Annotated in this window: 17 protein-coding genes; 9 read left to right on the forward strand and 8 right to left on the reverse strand. The window is 61.2% G+C overall.

Annotation, left to right across the window (positions count from 1 at the left end):
• Nucleotides 1-23 precede the first annotated feature (23 nt).
• The 4 genes from BUC24_RS07460 to BUC24_RS07475 all read left to right on the forward strand — a co-directional run bounded on the left by BUC24_RS07460 (nucleotide 24) and on the right by BUC24_RS07475 (nucleotide 5,468).
• Complete coding sequence (locus tag BUC24_RS07460) at nucleotides 24-1,262, forward strand: ABC transporter substrate-binding protein (RefSeq protein ID WP_073213426.1); 1,239 nt, start codon at nucleotides 24-26, stop codon at nucleotides 1,260-1,262.
• Entirely contained in the window at nucleotides 1,259-2,773 is a 1,515-nt protein-coding gene (locus BUC24_RS07465; protein ID WP_073213427.1) for a tryptophan halogenase family protein, read from the forward strand. Before BUC24_RS07460 ends, BUC24_RS07465 begins: the two co-directional genes overlap by 4 nt.
• Before the next feature lie 232 nt (nucleotides 2,774-3,005).
• A complete protein-coding gene (locus tag BUC24_RS07470) occupies nucleotides 3,006-4,022 on the forward strand; it encodes a LacI family DNA-binding transcriptional regulator (RefSeq protein WP_073213428.1) in 1,017 nt (338 codons plus the stop codon).
• Nucleotides 4,023-4,106: 84 nt separating this feature from the next.
• Nucleotides 4,107-5,468, forward strand: a complete 1,362-nt coding sequence (locus BUC24_RS07475; RefSeq protein WP_073213429.1) for a GH1 family beta-glucosidase — start codon at nucleotides 4,107-4,109, stop codon at nucleotides 5,466-5,468.
• A gap of 110 nt (nucleotides 5,469-5,578) precedes the next feature.
• Here BUC24_RS07475 and BUC24_RS07480 read toward each other — a convergent pair whose 3' ends face one another.
• From BUC24_RS07480 to BUC24_RS07500, 5 genes are all read right to left on the reverse strand, one after another.
• On the reverse strand, nucleotides 5,579-7,990 hold the full coding sequence (locus BUC24_RS07480; protein WP_073213430.1) for a catalase: 2,412 nt from the start codon (nucleotides 7,988-7,990) through the stop codon (nucleotides 5,579-5,581).
• A 118-nt stretch (nucleotides 7,991-8,108) separates the two neighbouring features.
• Nucleotides 8,109-9,200 carry an ABC transporter substrate-binding protein gene (locus BUC24_RS07485; RefSeq protein WP_229448076.1) on the reverse strand — a complete coding sequence of 364 codons (1,092 nt, stop codon included), beginning with the start codon at nucleotides 9,198-9,200 and terminating at the stop codon, nucleotides 8,109-8,111.
• A gap of 68 nt (nucleotides 9,201-9,268) precedes the next feature.
• Nucleotides 9,269-10,027 carry a YoaK family protein gene (locus tag BUC24_RS07490; protein WP_073213431.1) on the reverse strand — a complete coding sequence of 253 codons (759 nt, stop codon included), beginning with the start codon at nucleotides 10,025-10,027 and terminating at the stop codon, nucleotides 9,269-9,271.
• A gap of 345 nt (nucleotides 10,028-10,372) precedes the next feature.
• A complete protein-coding gene (locus BUC24_RS07495) occupies nucleotides 10,373-10,780 on the reverse strand; it encodes a cupin domain-containing protein (RefSeq protein WP_229448077.1) in 408 nt (135 codons plus the stop codon).
• A 60-nt stretch (nucleotides 10,781-10,840) separates the two neighbouring features.
• Entirely contained in the window at nucleotides 10,841-11,620 is a 780-nt protein-coding gene (locus BUC24_RS07500) for a hypothetical protein (RefSeq protein WP_073213432.1), read from the reverse strand.
• Between the two features lie 305 nt (nucleotides 11,621-11,925).
• Between BUC24_RS07500 and BUC24_RS07505 the strand changes: the two genes are divergently transcribed.
• A complete protein-coding gene (locus tag BUC24_RS07505; RefSeq protein WP_073213433.1) occupies nucleotides 11,926-13,755 on the forward strand; it encodes a pre-peptidase C-terminal domain-containing protein in 1,830 nt (609 codons plus the stop codon).
• Between the two features lie 12 nt (nucleotides 13,756-13,767).
• On the opposite strand, the gene BUC24_RS07510 is transcribed toward BUC24_RS07505, so the two are convergent.
• Both BUC24_RS07510 and BUC24_RS07515 read right to left on the reverse strand, forming a co-directional pair.
• Nucleotides 13,768-14,898, reverse strand: coding sequence for a thiolase family protein (locus BUC24_RS07510; protein ID WP_073213434.1), 1,131 nt, complete (start codon nucleotides 14,896-14,898; stop codon nucleotides 13,768-13,770).
• 16 nt (nucleotides 14,899-14,914) lie between these two features.
• On the reverse strand, nucleotides 14,915-15,970 hold the full coding sequence (locus BUC24_RS07515) for an aldo/keto reductase (protein ID WP_307188460.1): 1,056 nt from the start codon (nucleotides 15,968-15,970) through the stop codon (nucleotides 14,915-14,917).
• 98 nt (nucleotides 15,971-16,068) lie between these two features.
• Here BUC24_RS07515 and BUC24_RS07520 point away from each other — a divergent pair, with 98 nt between their 5' ends.
• Genes BUC24_RS07520 through BUC24_RS07535 form a run of 4 tightly spaced genes read left to right on the forward strand, consistent with a single transcriptional unit; the run spans nucleotide 16,069 to nucleotide 19,441 of the window.
• Nucleotides 16,069-16,647 (forward strand): TetR/AcrR family transcriptional regulator, encoded by a 579-nt coding sequence (locus BUC24_RS07520; protein ID WP_073213435.1) that lies wholly within the window; start codon nucleotides 16,069-16,071, stop codon nucleotides 16,645-16,647.
• 59 nt (nucleotides 16,648-16,706) lie between these two features.
• Entirely contained in the window at nucleotides 16,707-17,771 is a 1,065-nt protein-coding gene (gene pstS, locus BUC24_RS07525; RefSeq protein WP_229448080.1) for a phosphate ABC transporter substrate-binding protein PstS, read from the forward strand.
• 35 nt (nucleotides 17,772-17,806) lie between these two features.
• Nucleotides 17,807-19,183 (forward strand): MBL fold metallo-hydrolase, encoded by a 1,377-nt coding sequence (locus tag BUC24_RS07530; RefSeq protein ID WP_073213437.1) that lies wholly within the window; start codon nucleotides 17,807-17,809, stop codon nucleotides 19,181-19,183.
• Between the two features lie 9 nt (nucleotides 19,184-19,192).
• A complete protein-coding gene (locus tag BUC24_RS07535) occupies nucleotides 19,193-19,441 on the forward strand; it encodes a DUF3297 family protein (protein WP_073213438.1) in 249 nt (82 codons plus the stop codon).
• 3 nt (nucleotides 19,442-19,444) lie between these two features.
• On the opposite strand, the gene BUC24_RS07540 is transcribed toward BUC24_RS07535, so the two are convergent.
• Nucleotides 19,445-21,070 carry a L,D-transpeptidase family protein gene (locus BUC24_RS07540; protein ID WP_073213439.1) on the reverse strand — a complete coding sequence of 542 codons (1,626 nt, stop codon included), beginning with the start codon at nucleotides 21,068-21,070 and terminating at the stop codon, nucleotides 19,445-19,447.
• Nucleotides 21,071-21,072: the final 2 nt, after the last annotated feature.

Consider the following 21,072-nt stretch of genomic DNA (forward strand, 5'->3'; position numbering starts at 1 on the left):
GCTCCGCTCACTCAGGAGACACGATGTACAAAGCACGACAACTGGCGGTCGCGGCGATGCTCGCCTGTGCCGCCGCCAGCGCGCAGGCAGCCGACCCGAAACCCGAAGTCATTCACTGGTGGACCTCCAACAGCGAGGCCGCCGCCGTACGCACCATCGCCGATGCTTACCGCAAGCAGGGCGGGGTGTGGAACGATACCGCCATTGCCGGCGCCGACCAGGCACGCGCGGTGGCGATCAACCGCATCGTTGGCGGCAATCCGCCCATGGCTGCGCAGTTCAATACCACCAAACAGTTTACTGATCTGATCGAGCAGGGCATGCTCAATAATGTGGACGACGTGGCGCTCAAGGAAGGGTGGGACAAATTCCTGCCCGAGCCTATTCTGAACGTTATCCGCGTCAAGGGCCACTACTACGCGGTGCCGGTCAATATTCATATGCAGTCGTGGATCTGGTACTCCAAGGCGGCCTTCAAAAAGGCAGGCATTGCCAAGGAGCCGGCCTCCATCGAAGAACTCTTTGCCGCCTTCGACAAACTTAAGGCAGCGGGCATTGTGCCGCTGGCGCACGGTGGCCAGTCGTGGCAGGAGAACATCCTGTTCCTGGCCATGCTGGCGCACGTGGGCGGGACCGATCTGTATCTGAAGGTGCTGCGCGACCGCGATCAGGCTGCAATCAATTCGGAGGCATTCAAGAAGGTGCTGCTGACCTTCAAACGTCTGCAGACCTATGTCGATGCCGGTTCCCCGGGCCGCAACTGGAACGACGCCACCGCCATGGTCATCAGCGGCAAGGCTGGCGTGCAAGTGATGGGCGACTGGGCCAAGGGCGAATTCGCGGCTGCCAAAATGACGGCAGGTAAAGAGTTTGGCTGCATCGCCGGATTTAACGCCAAGTCGCCTTATCTGATCCAAGGCGATGCCTTTGTCTTCCCCAAGACGACCAATGCGCAGCAGATCAAGTACCAGAAGCTGTTGGCCAGCACCATTGTCGCGCCATCGACCCAGGTGGCCTTTAACAAGCTGAAAGGGTCGATCCCGATTCGCGGCGATGTGGACGCGTCGAGCATGGACGAATGCGCGCGCATCGGTCTCAATATCATGAAGGACCGCACTCGCCATGTGGGCATCGGCGAGGTGTATCTCACGCCGGACCAGAATGGCGCCATGCAGGACGTGCTGACCGCGTTCTGGAATACCAAAATGCCGGCTGAGAAGGCGCAAAAAGGCATTGCGGCCGCACTCAGGAACGAACAGTGAACGGCCAGCTGGAAGACATCGTCATCGTCGGCGGCGGTACTGCCGGCTGGATGACGGCGGCGGCTTTGTCGCGCCTGTTGCCGGCCGGGCATCGGATTCGCCTGGTCGAGTCGGACGCGATTTCCACCATCGGTGTAGGCGAGGCCACCATTCCCAGCATCCGCGCCTTCAACCATTTGCTTGGGCTGGACGAGAATGAGTTCATGCGCCAGACCCAGGCCACCTTCAAACTCGGGATCGAGTTTCGCAACTGGGGTGGGGAAGGGGACAATTACATCCATGGCTTCGGGCAGATCGGGCGCGATCAGGTGCTGGCCAAGTTTTACCAGTACTGGCTCAAGCTGTATCAACTGGGCGAGGCGGATGACCTGGGCGCCTATTCAATCAATACGCTGGCGCCGCGTCACGGCAAATTCATGCGGCCCCCGGACGACATGCCCAATTCGCCGCTGGCTGACATTGCGTATGCCTTCCATTTCGACGCCGGGCTGTATGCCAAATTCCTGCGTGGCGTGAGCGAGGCGCAGGGCGTCAAGCGCATTGAAGGGCGCATCGTCAACACCGAACTGCGCGGCGGCGATGGCTTTATCGAAGCAGTGGTCATGGAAAATGGCGAGAAGATCAAGGGCGACCTGTTCATTGACTGCTCTGGGCTGAGCGGTCTGCTGATCGAAAAGACGCTGCAGACCGGCTTCGAGGACTGGAGCGCGCTGCTGCCGGCCGACAGCGCTATTGCCGTGCCTTGCGTGTCAGACGGTTCGCTCGCGCCCTACACGCGTTCGACGGCGCACCGCAGCGGCTGGCAATGGCGCATCCCGCTGCAGCACCGTACCGGTAATGGCCATGTCTTTTCCAGTAAGTTCATGAGTGCCGACGAAGCGCAGGCGATCCTGATGGCCAATCTGGAAGGGGAGGCACTTGCCGAACCGCGCCTGATTCGCTTCACCACGGGCAAGCGCAAGAAGGCGTGGAACCGCAACTGCGTGGCCATCGGACTGGCTGGCGGCTTCATGGAGCCGCTGGAGTCGACCAGTATTCACATGGTGCAGACGGCGATCATGCGCTTGATCGCGCTGTTCCCGGACCGTTCGTTCCGCCAGGCGGACGTGGACATGTTCAATGCGCAGTCCGATGATGAATACGAGCGTATTCGCGATTTCCTGATCATGCACTATCACGTGAACCGGCGTACCGATTCGCCTTTCTGGACCTACTGCCGCGACATGGCGGTGCCGGATTCGGTGCGCGAGCGCATTGCGCTGTACCAGGGGCATGGGCGCATCTTCCGCAAGGGCGATGAGCTGTTTGCCGATGCGAGCTGGTTGCAGATTATGCATGGCCAGGGGCTGCGTGCGCAGAGCTATCATCCACTGGTTGATCAGCGTAGCAAGGACGATATTGCAGCTTTTGTGGGGGCGGTGCACAAGACCATTGCGGCTTGTGTTGAGGCGATGCCAAGTCATGCGGAGTATGTGGCGGCGATGTGTCCGGCGCCGAAGATGGCGGCTTGAGGATCGGCCGCGGGTGGGCGACGGTAAGGCGCAGCGGACTGGTTCTACCTTCCGAAGTCGGATAGGTGGTATGGGTCCCCGCCTGCGCGAGGACGGTGTGTGGTTATTCTGGGGGTGTCGGCCATGTTAGCGGTAGCATGGGGTGGGGCCCCCGTGCACGGCAGTCTTGCCTACTTGTACAGCCCCCCTTCATTGCAGTATCCTTAGCCCGTTATTACGGACGAAAGCACGCGTGGCAACCCTTAAAGACGTAGCACAGCTGGCCGGTGTCGGCCTTGGAACCGCATCACGCGTCGTCAGCGGGAAGGGCGCCGTATCGCCGAAGACGCTGGCCCGCGTACGCAAGGCGATCGAGGAACTCGACTTCCAGCCTTCCCACGCGGCCCGTTCCCTCATGTCGGGTAATTCGCAGATGGTGGGGGTGTACATCCCCTTCCTGAGCGGTACCTTTTATACCCCGATTCTGCAGCTGGTCTATGCCGAGCTGCGTGCGGCTGGCCTGAACATGGTGGTCGGTTTTGGCACCGGCAGTGTCGATGAACGCCAGCAGGCTGTGGAGGGCATCGATTTTCTGAATCAGCGCGGCTGCGATGGCGTACTGGTGATGACCAACGCGCTCAAGGCCGAGGACATTGCCGCGCTGGGTCCGCGCAAATCGCGCATGGTCCTGCTTAACCACAGCCTGCCCGGCATGGAAGAGCGCTGCTTCACGGTCGACCATCATCTGGGCGGGCGCATGGCCGCGCGCGCACTGCTCGACAAAAAGCACAAGAAGATCGCCGTCATTACAGGTCCCAATCACGCGCCCGATAACGTGGAACGCATCGACGGCTTCATGCAGGAATTGCGCGAAGCGGGCATCAACACCGACAAGTTGTGGGTCACCGAAAGTAATTTCGCGCCTGAGGGTGGCTGGGATTCGGCCAAGGCGCTGCTGGACTCGGGCCATGAATTTACTGCCGTCTTCTGTGCCAACGACGAGATGGCAGTAGGGGCGCTTTCGTACTTCCAGCAGGCTGGCGTGGACGTGCCGGGCAAGGTATCGGTGCTTGGCTACGACGATACGCACAGCGCCGATTTCACCGCGCCGCGCTTATCCTCAGTGCATATGCCCTGGACCGAAATGACGCTCAATGGCTTGAACTGCCTGCTCAATCGCTGCTACGACATGAACCGGCCGTACACCCACGAGTATGCAGTCAGCGTGACCGAACGTGCTTCGCTCGCCAAAGCAAAAAAACCGGACTAATTTGGCTCATGGCCGGTTTTTTTTGTGTTAAAGTGGAAGCGATTCCAATTTATTGGTAAGCAACTTTCAACACACGATAATTTCATGACGACTCCAAATCCTGAAGTGCACGGTCCCTTGTCCCGCTCCGATTTCGGTGACGAATTCCAATGGGGCTGCTCGACGTCGGCCTTCCAGATCGAAGGTGGTGCGAGCGAGGGCGGGCGTGTCCCGTCCATCTGGGACACCTTCTGCGAGACCCCAGGCAAGATCCGTGATGCCTCCAATGGCAAGGTCGCCTGCGATCATTTCCATCGCTGGCCGGACGATATGGCGCTGGCGCAGTCGCTGGGCCTGAATGCTTACCGCTTCTCGATTTCGTGGCCGCGCATTTTCAGTGCGCGCGGCGCCGCGCCCAACGAAGAAGGCCTGGCCTTTTATTCGGACATGATCGATGGCATGCTGGCGCGCGGGCTAGTGCCATGGGTCACGCTGTATCACTGGGATTTGCCGCAGTATCTGCAGGACCAGGGCGGCTGGACCAACCGCGATACGGTGGCGGCCTTCGTTGAATATGCCGACGTGGTGACCAAGCGCCTGGGCGACCGCGTCAAGAATTGGATTACACACAACGAGCCATGGTGCACGGCCATCCATGGCAATCTCGATGGCATGCATGCGCCGGGCATCAAGAGCGTGCCAACCGCGCTGCAGGTATGCCATAACGTGCTGCTCTCGCACGGTCTGGCGGTGCCGGTCATTCGCGCCAATGTGCCCGGTGCGCGGGTTGGTATCGCGCTGTCGCTGCATCCGGTCGAACCGGCCAGCGATTCCGTGGCCGACCGCGATGCAGTCGTGCGCCACGATGCGTTCCGCAATCGCTGGTTCCTCGATGCTTTGTATGGCCGTGGCTATCCGTCCGTGCCGATGACGATGCTGGGTAAGGACGCGCCGCATATCGCGCCGGGCGACATGGAGGCGATTGCCGTCCGCACCGACTTCCTGGGAGTGAATTACTACTTCCCCGAGGTGGTGAAGCATGATGCCGAAGGCGGCTTCCTGGAGACGACGGTGGTGCTGCCCGAAGGCCGCCAGCGTACCGATTTTGGCTGGGAGGTGGCGCCGGCTGGTTTGACCGCGCTGCTGGCACGTATCGCGCGCGAGTACGATGCCGGCGACTTGTACGTGACCGAGAATGGCTCGTGCTACGACGATCATCCAGATGCAGCAGGCAATGTGGCTGACAGCGCGCGGCGCGATTATCTGGTGCGGCATTTGCACGCGGTGCGTGCCGCGCGCGAGCAGGGCGCGCCAGTGAAGGGGTATTTTGCCTGGAGCTTGCTGGATAATTTCGAGTGGTCGGAAGGGTATTTGCGGCGCTTCGGGATTGCGTATGTGGATTTTGAGACGCAGCGGCGGACGCTCAAGTCGAGCGGGCAGTGGTATAAGGGCTTCCTGCGCGGTTAAATCCATCACCACATCGTCCTCGCGGAGGCGGGGACCTATACCACGCATGCGGTAGCGTTAATGCACGCGTGGTATAGGTCCCCGCCTTCGCGAGGACGATGTGACTTCGGTTAAACCCTCGGCGGATCTGTCTCGCGCTCGTACACACGGTGCCTGGCCAGCATCTCCTTGAACTGCAGCAGTCCAGCCTCGCTTTCACCACCATCCACAATGATCACCCCCGGATCGGTCCCGCCATCCGGCAGCGGCAGCACCACCCCCGCGACGATCAGCAACTCCGACCCATCCCCCACACCCAGCATCGGCTTGCCATGCCGGTACTGCTGACGCAGGAATTCAAGCGCATTCGCGTCTACCCCCAGGGTGCCCGCCAATTCGCCTCCGTCGGGCACGATCACCGCGTCAAACAGCACCGATGGCATGGCCTCGAACGTGGTCTCCACATCCAGCGGACAACCGTCAAGCGAAGACACTTTGCCCAGGCGCTGTCCGACCAGACGCGGTTGCACGCTGTCGGCCAGCAGCGAGGCGTACATCGCCCGCACCATCGCGCCATCGACGCCATTCCCGACCAGGATCGCCACGCGCCGCGCCTGGATGCTCTTGACGCCAGGGCGGCTCAATAGCGACAGCGAAGGCGAGGGCGGGTAATCCGGAATCGGCAATTCCGTCGCGCGCGGCAGCGGTTCCGGCACCGGCAGGCCCAGGCCATCGGCCACTGCGGCAGCCAGCAACGGATCCACATTCACCAGCCCGGCCAGCATGCGCACCCTGATTGCCGGCACCTGCACCCGCGTCAGCTCGAAGCGGAACGCGTTGATGATGTGCTGCTGCTCGGGCGCGCTCTGGCTTTCCCAAAACAGGCGCGCTTGCCCGTAATGTTCGCCGAACAGCTCGGGCTTGCCGCGCACCTTGTCCTCGGCAATCGGTTCGGGGAAGGTGACAAAGCCGGCCCGGCCCACCTGGAACGGACAGCCGCCCGCCAGCGAATTGGGCTCGTAATTAACGCGGCCACGATTGATCGACTGGCGGTGGAAGCCTTCGCGCTGGTTGTTGTGGATCTCGACAATCGGCGTGTTGATGGGAATTTCGTGGAAGTTGGGCCCGCCCAGTCGGCTGATCTGGGTGTCGATATAGGAGTGGTTGCGGCCCTGCAGCAGCGGGTCATTGCTGAAGTCGATGCCTGGGATGACGTGCGCCGTGCAAAACGCCACCTGCTCGGTCTCTGCGAAAAAATTGTCGGGATTGCGGTTGAGTACCAGCTTACCGACCGGGATCACCGGAATCAATTCCTCGGGCACGATCTTGGTGGCGTCAAGCACGTCAAAGGGGAAGCTGGCTGCCTGTTCCTCTGTGAATACCTGCAAGCCCATCTCGTACTCGGGGAAGTTGCCGGATTCAATGGCTTCCCACAGGTCGCGCCGATGGAAGTCGGGATCGGCGCCAGAGATTTTAACGGCTTCATCCCACACCACCGAATGGGTGCCCTGCAGCGGCGTCCAGTGGAACTTGACGAAGCGCGACTCGTTCGCAGCATTCACCAGCCGGAAGGTGTTCACGCCAAAGCCTTGCATGGTGCGGTAGCTGCGGGGGATTGCGCGGTCCGACATGACCCACATCAGCATGTGAGTAATTTCTGGACTCAGTGACGCGAAGTCCCAAAAGGTGTCGTGTGCGCTCGATGCTTGCGGCATGTGGTGATGCGGTTCGGGCTTGACGGCATGGACCAGGTCAGGGAACTTCATCGCATCTTGAATGAAGAAGACAGGGATATTATTGGCGACCAGGTCCCAGTTGCCTTCATCGCTATAGAACTTGGTGGCAAAGCCGCGCACATCGCGCGCCAGGTCGGTGGAGCCGCGCTCTCCCACCACGGTGGAGAAACGCACAAACACCGGTGTGCGCTTGCCTTCGGCTGCGAATACGGTGGCACGGGTGATGTCAGCCAGGCAGCGATAGGACTCAAAGTAACCATGGGCTGCCGAGCCGCGGGCATGCACTACCCGCTCGGGAATGCGCTCATGGTCGAAATGGGTGATTTTTTCGCGCAGGATGAAGTCTTCCATCTGCGTAGGGCCGCGCAGGCCGATCTTGAGCGAATCCTGGTTGTTCGACACCGGTATGCCCTGGTTGGTGGTCAGCCGTTCACCCGTGTCATCCACGCGCACCCGGTCCAGCGGTGCGGTCAGGCGGTTTTCGCCTAGCGGGGGAATGCCGCTGCCGACTTTGGGCGAGGCGATGTTTTCGGTGCTGGTGCTGGCTGTGGCCAGCGGCGTCGGGGGCGGGAACTGCTCACCAACATGCGGTTCGCGCGAGTCTTCGCCATACTCCAGTGGCTTGGTGCCGTTGAACGGGCGCTCGGCAGACAGGTCGTCATTGCCAACGCGTTTTTCAAGCAGGCGTTCGGCAATCGGATCGGGGGTGCCCAGGCTGGTGGGCGGCTGGTCGGTCGAGGGACCGGAGATGGTGCTGAGGATGGAACCGGCGCCGTCAAGCGCGCCGTTCTTGTTTCGTGTGGCCATGGAACACCTCGCAATAATGGAAGGGAACGATGGCCGTGCGCTGGTCCCGCACGGTCAATGGCTGAGTTTGCCTTGCCGGGTCGGGACGCTTGTTGATGCCGCGTAAGTGGCGGTGGCCTTAGTACATCAAGCCGCCACCACGTTTGAATAGTGCAATGTCAACATATTGCGAGAGGTTGTTGTCGCGATCGCCCTGGACGATGGTCATGCCGCCCAGATCGATGGGCGCCTTGCCGGCGCTGCCCGGTTGCATGGTCCGCACCAGCGTCTTGGCCACCGCAAAGCCTTCCAGGGTCAGAGCGGAAGCGGGTTCATCGCGGAACTTTTTCATCATGTTGATGTGTTCACTTTGCAGCACGGACGCGGTACTGCCCGGGTTGGGCACCACCTGGGAAAACACGGTGAACTCGGTGGCCTTGCTGCCGGCGATTTGCGACAGCATTTCAAGGTTGATCAGCGATGTGCCGGCAACGAAGGTGGATGGGTTCTGTTTGCGGAAGGCCTTCAAAAACTGGGCCGAGGCGACTGTATCGGCAATCGTGATGACCATCTTTGCACCGTTGTCGTTCAGGCGGCGGGCGCCTGCGTCGGTGGCCGCCGCCGTGGCGCCAATGTCGACCATGGCAGCCAGCGTCATGCCGCGCTTTTGCAATTCGTCGACCACGACCTGGTACGACCGGTCATTTTGCGCATTGCGCTGCAGCGCTACGCCGACCCGGGTGACGCCGAGATTTTTGAAGTAGGCCAGGATGAACTGAAACTCGCGGTCTGCGCTGGGGCGCCAGAATACCGCGCGGCCATTCGGCACCGTGAACGAATCGGCCAAGGGGGCAAACAGCGCGTGTTTCGACTGGCGGAAGGCGGGCGCTGCCAGTTGGGCCTTGGTGGCCTCGGCGCCGATAGCGCCAAGCAGGTAGTCAGCCTGGTCCTGCGTGATCAAGCCGTCGACCAGTTTTGCGCTCTCGGCCGCAATGCCGCGGTCGTCGCGCACGATGTAACGGATCTTCTTGCCGTTCACGCCGCCCTTGGCGTTGATGCTGTCGAAGTAGGTGGTAATGCCAGCGACATAGTCGCGTCCAATGCTGCCATTCGGGCCCGACAGGTCGATCGCCTGGCCGACCGTGATCACACTCTCGGCCGCGCCGGCTTGGGCCGCCAGCATCAGACTGCCGCCCAGCAGCAATCGCGCACACAAACTTCTTACACTCACAGCCAACCTCCCGCATGGAAAGCGCAGATCGTACGCGGGCTGTGTGACCGGATGATGACGCCCGGGACTTACGATTTATTCCGGCGCAAAAGGATGCGCAGATCATCCAGAATCGGCACGCTGGCCAGCGCGACCAGCATCAGCGCCAGCGGTACGGTGGCGCTGTAGCCGACGTGCTTGAACCCGAGCGCGCCCAGTACGCCGCCGCCGAAAAACGCCAGTACCAGCCAGGTTAGCAACGCCAGGCGCGGTCGGTTGGCAGCGACGCGCTCTGCCGGGGCGGTGCCCGGTGCGTTGCGGTAGGCCAGTTTGCCGATCTCAATGCCAATATCAGTTACGATGCCGGTGATATGGGTGGTGCGAATTTCGGCGTTCGATAATTTGGTGATCACCGCATTCTGCAGGCCCATCATGAACGACAACAGCATAACCGTGACGGAGACGAACAGCCCGTCAATGTCCGATAGCCGGGCGCCCAGCAAGCCGAACAGCAGCAGCAGGCAGGCTTCCAGCATGAGTGGCAGCGCGTATTGGCTGTGCAGGGCGTGCACGCGCGAATAATTGACCAGAATTGCCGAAGTGGCCGCGCCGATGACAAACGAGAGCAGGGCGCCGAATGCCGCCATCACCAGTGGCAATTGCGCGAGGGCGAGATTGTCCGCCATCGATGAGACGATCCCGGTCATGTGTGAGGTGTACGTCTGGACTGCGAGAAAACCGCCGGCATTGGTGGCGCCGGCGACGAACGCCAGCGCCAGACCGAGCTGGCGGTTGGCATCCGTACTACGATGCCTACCGGTCAGTTTGCGGGAGTAGTTGAGTGGCATGTCAGCTTTCGGGGACTGGACCTGGGGACGGTGTTTTGCGGACCGAATCAAAAAAACGCGCGCAAACGAACGATGCTGTTCGATTCCCCGCGGGGTGGGTACGGAATCGCGCGCACAGCGCACGCAAGCGCACGATTTTTGCACGATTTTGCACGCGCGCTTCACGATTTTTCACGACGTGCGGCAAAAGGGCGATCGCGAAAAACCGTGCGCCGCGCGTACGATTTCGCGCAGAAATCGTGCGCTTTCGTGCGCCTTGCGCGCCTTATCGTACGCTTTTCGTGGCATCGCGCACGCGCTTCGTGCGGATGCGCGCGGTTTTGGGCATTTGGCGCGTGGCGCGATTTATTTGGTCCTCTCCACCCCGTCGAACAAGGGTTTGGACTTGTCCACCACATGCACCGTGTATAGCTTGAGGGGCTTGGGGCCGATCACCTTAAAGCCGCCGTGAAAGATACCTGGCAAATTCCAGATGGGTGCGCCGGTTGCCATCAGTTGCGGTTCCTTGCCCGGCAGCTGAATCGTCGCGCCCTCCAGTGCATACCCGCTCTCGATGCCATTGTGAAAATGGCGTGGCACGGTGGCGCCAGGCTGTACTTCCAAAATGCTGCTGATCACTTCCATGCCGGGCGCGCCAGGCAAGTCGGCGCGATTCAGGATGGTGCGGGTTGAACCGTCCTGGGCACTGGCGACCAGGGGCAACAACAGGCTGAAGATAAGAAAGGTAGCGAGACGACGATGCAGAGCGTTCATACGGTCTCCATGCAAGATTAAATGGCGGAAACCATACTATGCCGCATCCGTGCGGCAAAGCTATTGCAATTTTTCCAGACGCTCGCTGGGTATCCAGCCTTCAATCTGCTTGCCGGTGCGCGGGTCGCGGAAGTAGGCAAAGCGGAAGTCATCCGCATCGAGCGTGAGCACCAGCAGGTCGCCGGGTGCGACACTCAGATCCTTGAGCTGGCAACCAGGGCTGGGTGCGCTCGACAGGTACACCGGCCCGACGCCTTTTACGCGCCGCTCGTCGCGCCGGGTCGCGCCGGACAAATCCACATTGGTACGGGCCACGAAATCGGCGGTATTGCAGGGATTGGTGGACGAGAACACTTCACTGATCTTGCCGCGCTTGAGCAGATAGGTGGTAATCAGAGGCTGTCCCTTGCGCGCTTCGCTTGCCGAACCGCGCAGGTGGACCACAGGATCGCTGCCGATGAAACCAGCGCCGGCCATGTCCAGACAATCGCCAAACTGCGCCGATACTTGCGGCAAGCCCTTCGAGAGGGCGACGATGCGATAGAAGTGGCGGCAGGCAGTACCTGCCTGCCAGCCTTGCAGTAGCACGAAATCGCGGTTCTCGTTCTTGGGCGTGATGCGGTAGACAGCGGCGCGTTTGTCGGCCAGCGTGAGGACGGTTTTGCCGCGATAGACGATCGACGTATTGCCCGCATCGGAGCGCACCTCGACAGTCCCGAAGCGGGTTTTGACGCTGTCGCCCACCGAGGACGCAGCCTGTGCCCGCCACGGAAACGCCGACAGCGCGAGCGCGCCGCACAGCAGACCTAGCGCGCCCCGCCAGCGCCAAACTTTTTCCATAAAACGCGACCTCCGATGATGCACAAAAAGCCAGATTGCTTAGGCATCATGGTTTCCGCGAGCGTGCTTGTCAACACCGTTATGCGGCAAGAATTTTTTCAAATAGATCCATTGCGCATTGACCACCGATCAAATCAAGCCCAAACCCGCCGAAATTGGCACAAAGTGTGGTCTTTTTCGTACATACAAACCGTTAACTTGGTGTTAATGTTGTCAATTCGGAACAGGAGCGCCGAAATCAAGACGACTGCCCTGTGCACAAGGACAGCGAACCGAAATCGTTCCATCTCTAAAACGGGAAGACCATGAAGACGAAAACTACCTCGCTGCTGTTACTCGCCGCAGCCTTCGGCACCAGCGCCAATGCGCAAAACGCGACGCCCGCCGCTGCACCTGCGAAAGGCGTGCTGATCGGCGATGCCTCGACCGTTCTGCAAGGCTTTGCCAACCAGCGCGCCAATGCGCGTTCCATGGTGGCCCACTCGGTCCAGGGCGCGTCGGTTGCCACCAGCATCCGCGACTACTTCGAGAAAAACGGGGTCGTGTCGATCACCGGTACCGCATCGGATACCCCGAATTCGGTATTCGTGATGAAAGGTAACAAGAAGAAGGTATACGGCTACCTGGTCAAGTACGACAGCAAGAAAGCGTTCGAATACACGACCGATGCCGCCGGCAAGGTTTGGCTGACGGAAGTCGACATCACCAAGATCATTCCCGACTTCGACCCCGAATTCCGCGACAAGCGCACCAGCGCGATGTTGCTGGCAGGCGTAGCGCACCCGGTCTACAGCCCGATGGCTAACCGTCAGGCCCGCCACATTGGCCCGTACAACAATGAAGATGTGACCCAGCTGCAAAGCAAGCCGGGCAGCCCATGGGTGTTCTACCTGAACACCACCGCCGTCATGAGCGGAAACACGCCACTGAATGGCGTGACCAAGGAAAACATGTACCGCGCCTGGCAGTCGGTGGCCGACCAGTACTCGATGCTCCAGATGAACATCACCACCAACCGCGCCGTGTATGACGCCGCGCGCGCTGCCAACCCGCTGCGCACCGGCATCATCAACTTTGTGAATCAGGATGGCCGCTCGTTCGCGCCAATCCATTCCTTCGGCACCACCGCGGCCGGTACCTTGTACCGCAATCCGGCATCCGGCTGGGACTACGGCTACGGCATCGGCATGACCGGCTCGCACGAAATCGGCCACCAGATGGGCATGTACCACGACCACGGCGGCAGCGGCGGCGAATACTTCGAAGGCATCGCGGCCTTCCAGTGGGGCCCAATCATGGGTAACTACTGGATGGGCGGCAGCTGGGCCAATCAGCTGTTCACCTGGAGCAAAGGCGAGTACACCACCGCCACCAACTTCGAGGACGATCTGAACATCATGACGGCCGAGGAGCAAGTGCCGTACGTGGTGGACGACAACCCGACTTCCAAGCCGCTGACCTTTGCTACCGGCGGCGTCATTGATCCGCTGCGCAATTTCGGCCAGATCGAGCGCAACAGCGATACCGATACCTTCACTTTCACCACCAGCGGCACCTCGACCCTGAACCTGCGTATCGATCCGCTTGAATACCTGCGCATGCTCGACGTTGATGCCACGATTTACAACGCAGCCAATGCCGTCGTCGCCCGCAGCAATCTGTCGGTCAACCGTTCGGCCGAGTTCAAGAGCTTGTCGCTGGCAGCGGGTAACTACCGTCTGGTGATCCGCGGCGGTGCGGAAGGTACGCCGCAGAATGGCTTCTCGAACTACTCGTCGCTGGGCTTCTACGGCATCAAGGGCACCCTGACGGGCGCCGTGACCACCTACCCAGGCTTGATCAACAACATCGCGACCACCGGCCAGGCTGGTGCAACGGGCACCTGGAAGTACTACTATATCGACGTACCAGTCGGCAAAACCAACGTGTCCTTCACGCTCGACGGTGCCAACGGCGACGCCGACATGTTCGTACGCCGTGGCGACCTGCCAAACGCAACGACGTACAACTGCAAGTCGGACGGCCCAACCAGCAAGGAAACTTGCAGCATCGGTTCGCCCGTCAATGGCCGCTACTATGTCGGTATCTACGCCTACACCGCCTTCAGCGACCTGAAAGTGACGGCCAAGTACTAAGCAGAAAACGCTTCACATCGCTTCGAGTATCGTCGCGATGCCCTGGCCGCCCCCGATGCACTGGGTGGCCAGGGCGTAACGGCCGCCTTCACGGACCAGCAGCGCCGCTGCCTTGCCCGTGATGCGCGCGCCGGTTGCGCCCAGCGGATGGCCAATCGCCAGCCCGCCCCCGTCCAGGTTGACCCTGGCCGGTTCCAGACCCAGCTCACGGATGCAGGCCAAGGCTTGTGAACCGAAGGCTTCATTGATTTCCACCACATCCAGATCGTCCACGGTCAGACCGGCACGTTGCAGCGCCAGCCGGCTTGCGGGCACCGGCCCCATGCCCATGAAGGCAGGATCGACGCCAATGGTGGCCATGGCCTTGATGCGCGCCGATGGCTGCAGGCCATGACGCTGTGCAAACGCCTCGCTCGTGACGAGAACCGCAGCGGCCCCATCGGTCAAGGGGGACGACGTGCCGGCGGTCACCACGCCGTCTTCCAGAAAGACTGGTTTCAGCGCCGCCAGTGCGTCCAATGTCGTGCCGGGGCGAATGCAGCCATCTTCCGCCACCACGCCGTCGGCCACCGAAATCGGCACAATTTCATCTTGCAGCAGGGCAGCGCTGCGCACAGTGGCGGCCTTGCGGTGCGAGTCGGCCGCCAGTTGCTCCTGGTCGGCGCGCGCCACGGCATAGTGCCGTGCCACGTTTTCCGCCGTCATGCCCATGCCGATGTAGGTATCCGTCTCGGCGAGTAGTCCAGGATGGGGCGAAAAGTTAAAGCCGCCCTGGGGCACCATCGTCATCGATTCGACCCCGATGCACAGGTAAGCCTCGCCAATGCCCGCTTCGATTTGTGCCGCCGCGATATGGATGGCCGACATGGACGAGCCGCAGAAGCGGTTGATGGTCATGCCGCCCACTTCCTGCGGAATGCCTGCCAGCAGCGAGACGATGCGCGCCAGGTTATTGCCTTGGGATGCCTCGGGATAGGCGACGCCCAGAATCACGTCGTCAAGCAGGGCAGGGTCCAGCCCGGTGCGTTGCAACAAGCCGCGCACGACCTGGGCGGCCAGATCATCGGGCCGGACATTGGCCAGCGCGCCTTTGCGGGCGAAGTGGAAGGGGGACCGGGCATACCCGGACAGAACTGCTTTCATGGTTTTCTCCGTTGACTCAGGCGACTGGGTGCAGTTTGGGCGAGCGCAGCGATGGCTGGCCACCGGCGATGGTGTCGGCACTGTCGGCAATCTGGCGGTAAGGCGTACCAAGGTCGACCGCGCTCACATGGTCCAGGCGCGCAATGTGCGCCGGGCTCAGCGTCAGTTTGAGCGCGCCCAGGGTGGCATCGAGCTGGGCCTTGGTGCGCGGTCCCAGCAGCGGCACCAATGCGGTCGACGATTGCGCATCGCGTGCCAGCAGCCAGGCAATGGCCACGTGGGCGGGCGGGGCGTCCGCTTCCGCTGCAATCGCCAGCACTGTGTCGAGAATGGCTGTCTCGCGGCCGGACGATTCGCTGTGGACCAGCTTGCCCAGATTCTGCAGGCGCGATTCGCCCGTTGGCGCGCGGTATTTGCCAGTCAAGAAGCCGCCTGCCAGGGGCGACCACAAGGTCCCGCCCAGGCCCAGGGCTTCGGTCATCGGCAGCAGCTCGCGGTCGGCAGTGCGCTCGGCAAGACTGTATTCGAATTGCAGACCAATCAGGGGCGACCAACCGCGCAACTCGGCCATCAGGTCGGCACGGGCGACACGCCATGCGGGAAAGTTGGACAGACCCGCATACAAAATCTTGCCGGAGCGGACCAGGTCATCAAAACCGCGCAAGATTTCTTCTATGGGCGTCAGGCCATCTGCAAAGTGGGCCCAGTACAGGTCAATGCGGTCGGTGCCCATACGCTTGAGGCTGGCGTCGACCGCTTGCATCATGTTCTTGCGGCTGTTGCCGGTGGTGCCAGGGTGTTTGCCGTTGAGTGTGTACTTGGTGGCGATGACCAGATTGTCGCGCTCGGCGGCCATGAGTTCGCCCAGAAACTGTTCGGACTGCCCGCCCTGATACACGTCGGCCGTGTCGATGAAGTTGCCGCCGGCATCTATATAAGTGTCAAACATGGCCTTGGCTTCTGCCTTGTCGGCGCCATGGCCCCAGCCTGTTCCAAAGTTGCCGGCGCCGAGGGCCAGTTGGGAAACGCGCAGGCCGCTGCGGCGGCCGAAGGTTTTGTATTGCATGCTCATGGACACTCCCTTTTTAAATTACGATCATAATCAATGCGTCTTATATTACGCTCATAATGTATAATGTCAAGACCGATCCGAAAAAATGTGGGGGAGTCATGAAAGTGAGCAAAGAGCAGGCCGCGCAGAACCGCGAGCGCGTGGTCGAGACGGCGGCGCGGCTGTTTCGCGAGCATGGTTACAACGGCATTGGCGTGGCCGACTTGATGAAGGGGGCAGGGCTCACGCATGGCGGCTTCTACGGCAACTTCGGCTCCAAGGAGGCACTATTGGCCGAGGCCGCAACCCAGGCCGTCGATGCTTCATTGGTGCAATGGGATGCGATGGAGTCGCGGCACCCCGAAGCGCCGCTCAAGGCAGTCACACAGGCGTATCTGTCGGCCCGGCACCGCGATCATCCCGGGCTCGGCTGCACAGTGGCCGCACTCGGGCCCGAGGTGGCGAGGCTGTCGCCCGAAGTGCGTCATGCTGTGAGTGAGGGCGTCAGCCGGCAGGTGGGCAAGCTCGCTTCCCTGATGCCGCCCGGTAGTGAAGAGCAGCGCCGCAAGGATGCGTTGGCAACCTATGCAGCCATGGTCGGCGCGCTGGTGATTGCCCGTGCCGTCAATGACGAAGCGCTGTCGCAGGAGGTGCTTTCCGCGGCATTGGAAGCAATTAACAGAAATACCGAGGAATAGTTCCAGTACGCGAAGTCCGTAAAGACGGTAGAATCCGTCTTTTTTTCGCGGGAAATATTATGAGTTTGGTAAGAAGTGCAGCGATGGTGACGCTGTTGGCATGCGCAGCGCTGCCGCTCAAGGCAGCCGAGATCAAGGGCGCAGGTTCCTCTGCCGCACAGCCGCTGTACGTGGCCTTGTCTGGCGTGTATGCCAAGAAGCAGCCGATGACGCTGGTGTACGAACCAAGCGGTTCGACCGATGGTTTTCGCAAGATGCGCGGCAATACCGTCGACTTTGGCGCTACTGACGTGGCCTTGACGGCCGACCAGCGCAAGTCCGCCAAGATGCTCTGCTTCCCCACGGCGATTTCAGGTGTGGTGCCGGTTGTGAACATTCCTGGGGTAGAAAAGGGCAAGCTGAAGCTGACGGGCGAAGTGCTGGCCGACCTGTTTGCACGCAAGGTCGTCAAATGGAATGATTCGAAGATCAAGGCACTCAATCCCGGCCTGGCGCTGCCGGATCTGGCCGTTACCGTCATCGTGCGCGAAGAGGGCTCTGGCTCGACCTTCAACTTTACCGATTACCTGAGCAAAGCCAGCCCTGACTGGTCCGGCACGATCGGACGCAACTTCCGCGTGGTCTGGCCTGACGGCGTCACCAAGATCAAGGGCAGCAGCGGTGTTGTTGCCGAACTGAAGAAGACCAGCGGCGCGATTGCATATGTGGACTACCAGTACGCGGTCAAAAATGATCTGGTGTCGGCAGCACTGAAAAACCGCGAAGGCAAGTTTGTCACTGCCGGCCGCTCGAGCTTCTCGTCAGCCTTGAACAACAGCGCCTGGATCGTCGCCGGTACCTATGAAGAGTTGCTGACCAATCGTCCGGGCAACGCGAGCTGGCCAATCACCACCAGCACCTTTGTGCTGATTCCGCAGGTGAGCGAAAATCCGGAAAAGACAATTGCCGCGATTAAGTTCTTTACCTGGGGCTTCATCCACGGCGACGGCGCAGTCGGCAAGGCTGACTTTGTGCGGCTGCCGGATGTGGTACAAGGCCGTATCTTCGGCGAACTGACCACCGTGACCGACACCAGCGGCGTGCCGCTCAAATGGTCGCTGTCGGAAGTGCTGGCACAGATGTAAGATGGCAGTCCTTTAACGAGCATCAGGCCGGCGTCATGTCACTGAAACTATCCAGGATTTTGCACGCCGGCTATGTGTTTGAATGCGAAGGCAGGCAGATCGCCTTCGACCCCATCTTCGAAAACCCCTTCAGCCGCAATTGCCACGCCTTCCCCGACGTGCGCTTCGATCTGGACCAGATCCGGCAGGCACGCTTCGCGGCCGTCTTCATTTCCCACTTCCACGATGACCATTGCTCTATGGAGAGCCTGGACTTGCTGGACCGCAGCACCCCCATTTACCTGTATTGCCAGTTCGAGGCCATGTTCGACATGATCCGCGCGCTTGGCTTCCGGCAGGTGCACGCCTTGCAAGTCGATGTGGAGGTCACCCTTGGTCCATTTACCGTGACCGCGCGGGAAGCCATCGATGCCGACGTTGACGCCATGTTCCAGGTACGCGCGGGCGGCATGAATGTGTTGAACGTGGTCGATGCCTGGATTGCGCCGGTAGCAATGCGCGAGCTGGCAGCGCAGGCGCCCTGGGACATGGTGCTGTGGCCGTTTCAGACCATGCGTGAAGTCGAAGTCTTGTCCCCCTCGCGCGCCCGGCCCGAACCGGTAACTTTGCCGGAAGAATGGATAGACCAGCTGCGCAAGCTCGATCCGCGCTACATCGTGCCCAGTTCCTGTCAGTTCGTGCAGGAAACCTGGTCCTGGTATAACCATGCGTTTTTCCCGATCAGCTACCGCCAGTTTCAAGCCGATATCGAGGCTGCGCTCCCGGGCGCACGCGTGGCCCGTCTGAATCCGGGCGTGGCAGTCGTGCTGGACGCAACCGGTCTCAGCACGGCGGCGCCCCTGTCCTGGGTGCTGCCCGTGGGCGAGCAAGACGTCGATTATGATTACCGGCCCGACCTGCCAGCACCCACCAGCGCGCAGATTGCCACGCGCTTTCCGGCGCTGGATGCAGCCCAGGCGGCGCGCGTGCAAGCCTTCTGCCAGCATGGCTTGCTGGAGAAATACCGGGCGATGGAGCTGGAAGAGGGCGGCTACTTCGATCAGCCGCGTCTGTGGCGACTGTCTCTATACGACCACGAGGGTGCATGTGTGCAATGGCATTACCGGGTTGTGGGCGACTCCATTGCGCTCGCGCAAGAGGGGAGTGCGCCGCTGGCCTGGACCACGGAGATATCGCAGCACAAGCTGTATGCAGCCCTGGAACTGGGCGAATCGCTCACGTCGCTGTACCTGCGCATCAACGATATGGTGTTTGCTCCACCCGAGGAAGCGGCGCTGGAAGACGCCGAACTGGTCGACGATCCGCTGATCCGCTGCCTGTTCAATGACGCTTTCGGCGCCTACCAGGCTGCGCAGTTGCGGCGCCTGGGTGTGCGGTGGCAGGATTGTACGGATCAGGAAACTGGAGGATAATGAGCCCCCATGAACGATACCACCACACTCCCCCCACTGCCGGACCGTCTGTCCATCGATCCACGTAGCCCGTATCACAACGCCGATGTATTCCAGCGCGATGTGGGCATTATGCTCAACGGCAAAGAGCGCACCAATGTCGACGAGTACTGCATCAGCGAAGGCTGGATCAAGGTATCCGGCGGCAAGGCACTCGACCGTAAAGGCAACCCCATGCAGATCAAGCTCAAGGGTACGGTCGAGGCGTTTTACAAGTAAGGCTTAACGCTTGACGGGTTTCGGATAGCGACCCGTCAACGCTGCTTCCAGGGCCGGATCGCGCCCGTAAATGTCTTGTGCAAACAGCGCCGTGCCATGCTGGTCCGTGATGGCAGTGGCGTAGAACAGCACCACCGGGATCACCGGCTTCACACTGACCGTGCGCATGGGCGCCGGTTCCATCGCCTTTTCGATATCTTCTGCCGTCATGGTGGCATGGCCGCCCAGGACGAACTGCGCCAATTCCACCGGTTTTTCCACGCGAATGCAGCCGTGGCTCAGGTCGCGCCGAGTTTTCTTGAACAGCTCGCGCGCCGAGGTGGAGTGCAGGTAGATGTTGTCCGGGTTGGGCATGGCAAACTTGACTGCGCCCAGCGCATTGCTCGGGCCCGGACGCTGGCGCACGCGGAACTTGCCCTCGACCAGACCCTGCATGGTGGCCGCATCAACGGACTGGATGGGCGCGCCGGCGCCGCTCAACGGCACCAGCTCCATCTGATTGTCGACCAGGTAATTCGGCTTAGCCCGCAGTTTCGGGATGATTTCTGCCTTCTCGATACTCTTTGGCACGTTCCAGTACGGGTTGAACTCAACGTAGCGCATGGTCCCAATGAACAGCGGGGTCTGATTCTTGACGGCGGTGCCCACGATGACGCGCATTTCCAGCGGTGGCGGCGGTTCGGCCATGCCCAGCTGGAAGGCCCACAGGCGGAAGGTCGGCAGGTTGACGGCAATGATCGGGCCGGGGCCAAAATCGGGCAGCCAGCGCAGGCGCTCGAGCGTCAGTTCCAGCTGGCGCACGCGTACCCGCAGTGGCACGTTCAGGGCGGCAATGGTGCCACGGCCGAGCACGCCGTCATCGGTCAGGCCGTTGCGCGCCTGGAATTTGCGCACAGCGTCCGCCAGTGGTTTGGCGTAGACATCGTTGGCCGTGGCAGGCGCATCGGCAGCCAGGTCGCCCAGCAGGGCCAGGCGCTGGCGCAGCAATCCCGCATGCGGGTAAGGATTGCCTTCCTCGATCTTGGTCTTGTCGGCCAGAGCAGGAAGCGGTGTTTCAGCTTGCTTGGCCAGCTCGCGGTACTGGGCCAGCAAGACTTTGACTTTTTTGTACAGGAACACCTTGGGCTGGGCCGCCTCGACCGCGGCAGGTAGCTGGTTCTGGTTCAGTGCGGCACGCAGTTGCTCCACCGGATCGAAAGCGGAGAGGCGCGGATCGGGCAGGGTGGTGTGATATTCGGAGCGGACCCGGCCCACTTTCAGGTCGGCCAGAAAGTGCAGCATCGATTCGGTCAGCGCCACGTCGGTCGCGGGGGCAATGGCGTCGCCGCGCAGGGCGGTGGCCAGCCCGTCGGCGTTGTAGTCTTCGCTCGACAGGCCATTGGCCGGCGCATCCTTGAGCAAGGCCAGCGCGGCGCGGGCGGTGCCGATTTTCCAGGCGGGTGCATAACTGTTTTTGCCGTAGAAGCGTTCCAGCCAGTCCTGTTCTTCGTAAGGGCTGTCGTGATGCTTGGTCTGGCTGGCGGCTGCGGCCAGGGCGCGGATATCGTCGGCCGGGGCGGCCTGCAGCGAGCCCGTGGACAGTAACAGCAGCAAGATGAGGGCGAGGGCGTTTCCGTGTTTGGTTTTCATGC

This window comes from Massilia sp. CF038, assembly GCF_900129765.1.
In the GTDB taxonomy this organism is placed as follows: Bacteria; Pseudomonadota; Gammaproteobacteria; order Burkholderiales; family Burkholderiaceae_D; genus Telluria_A.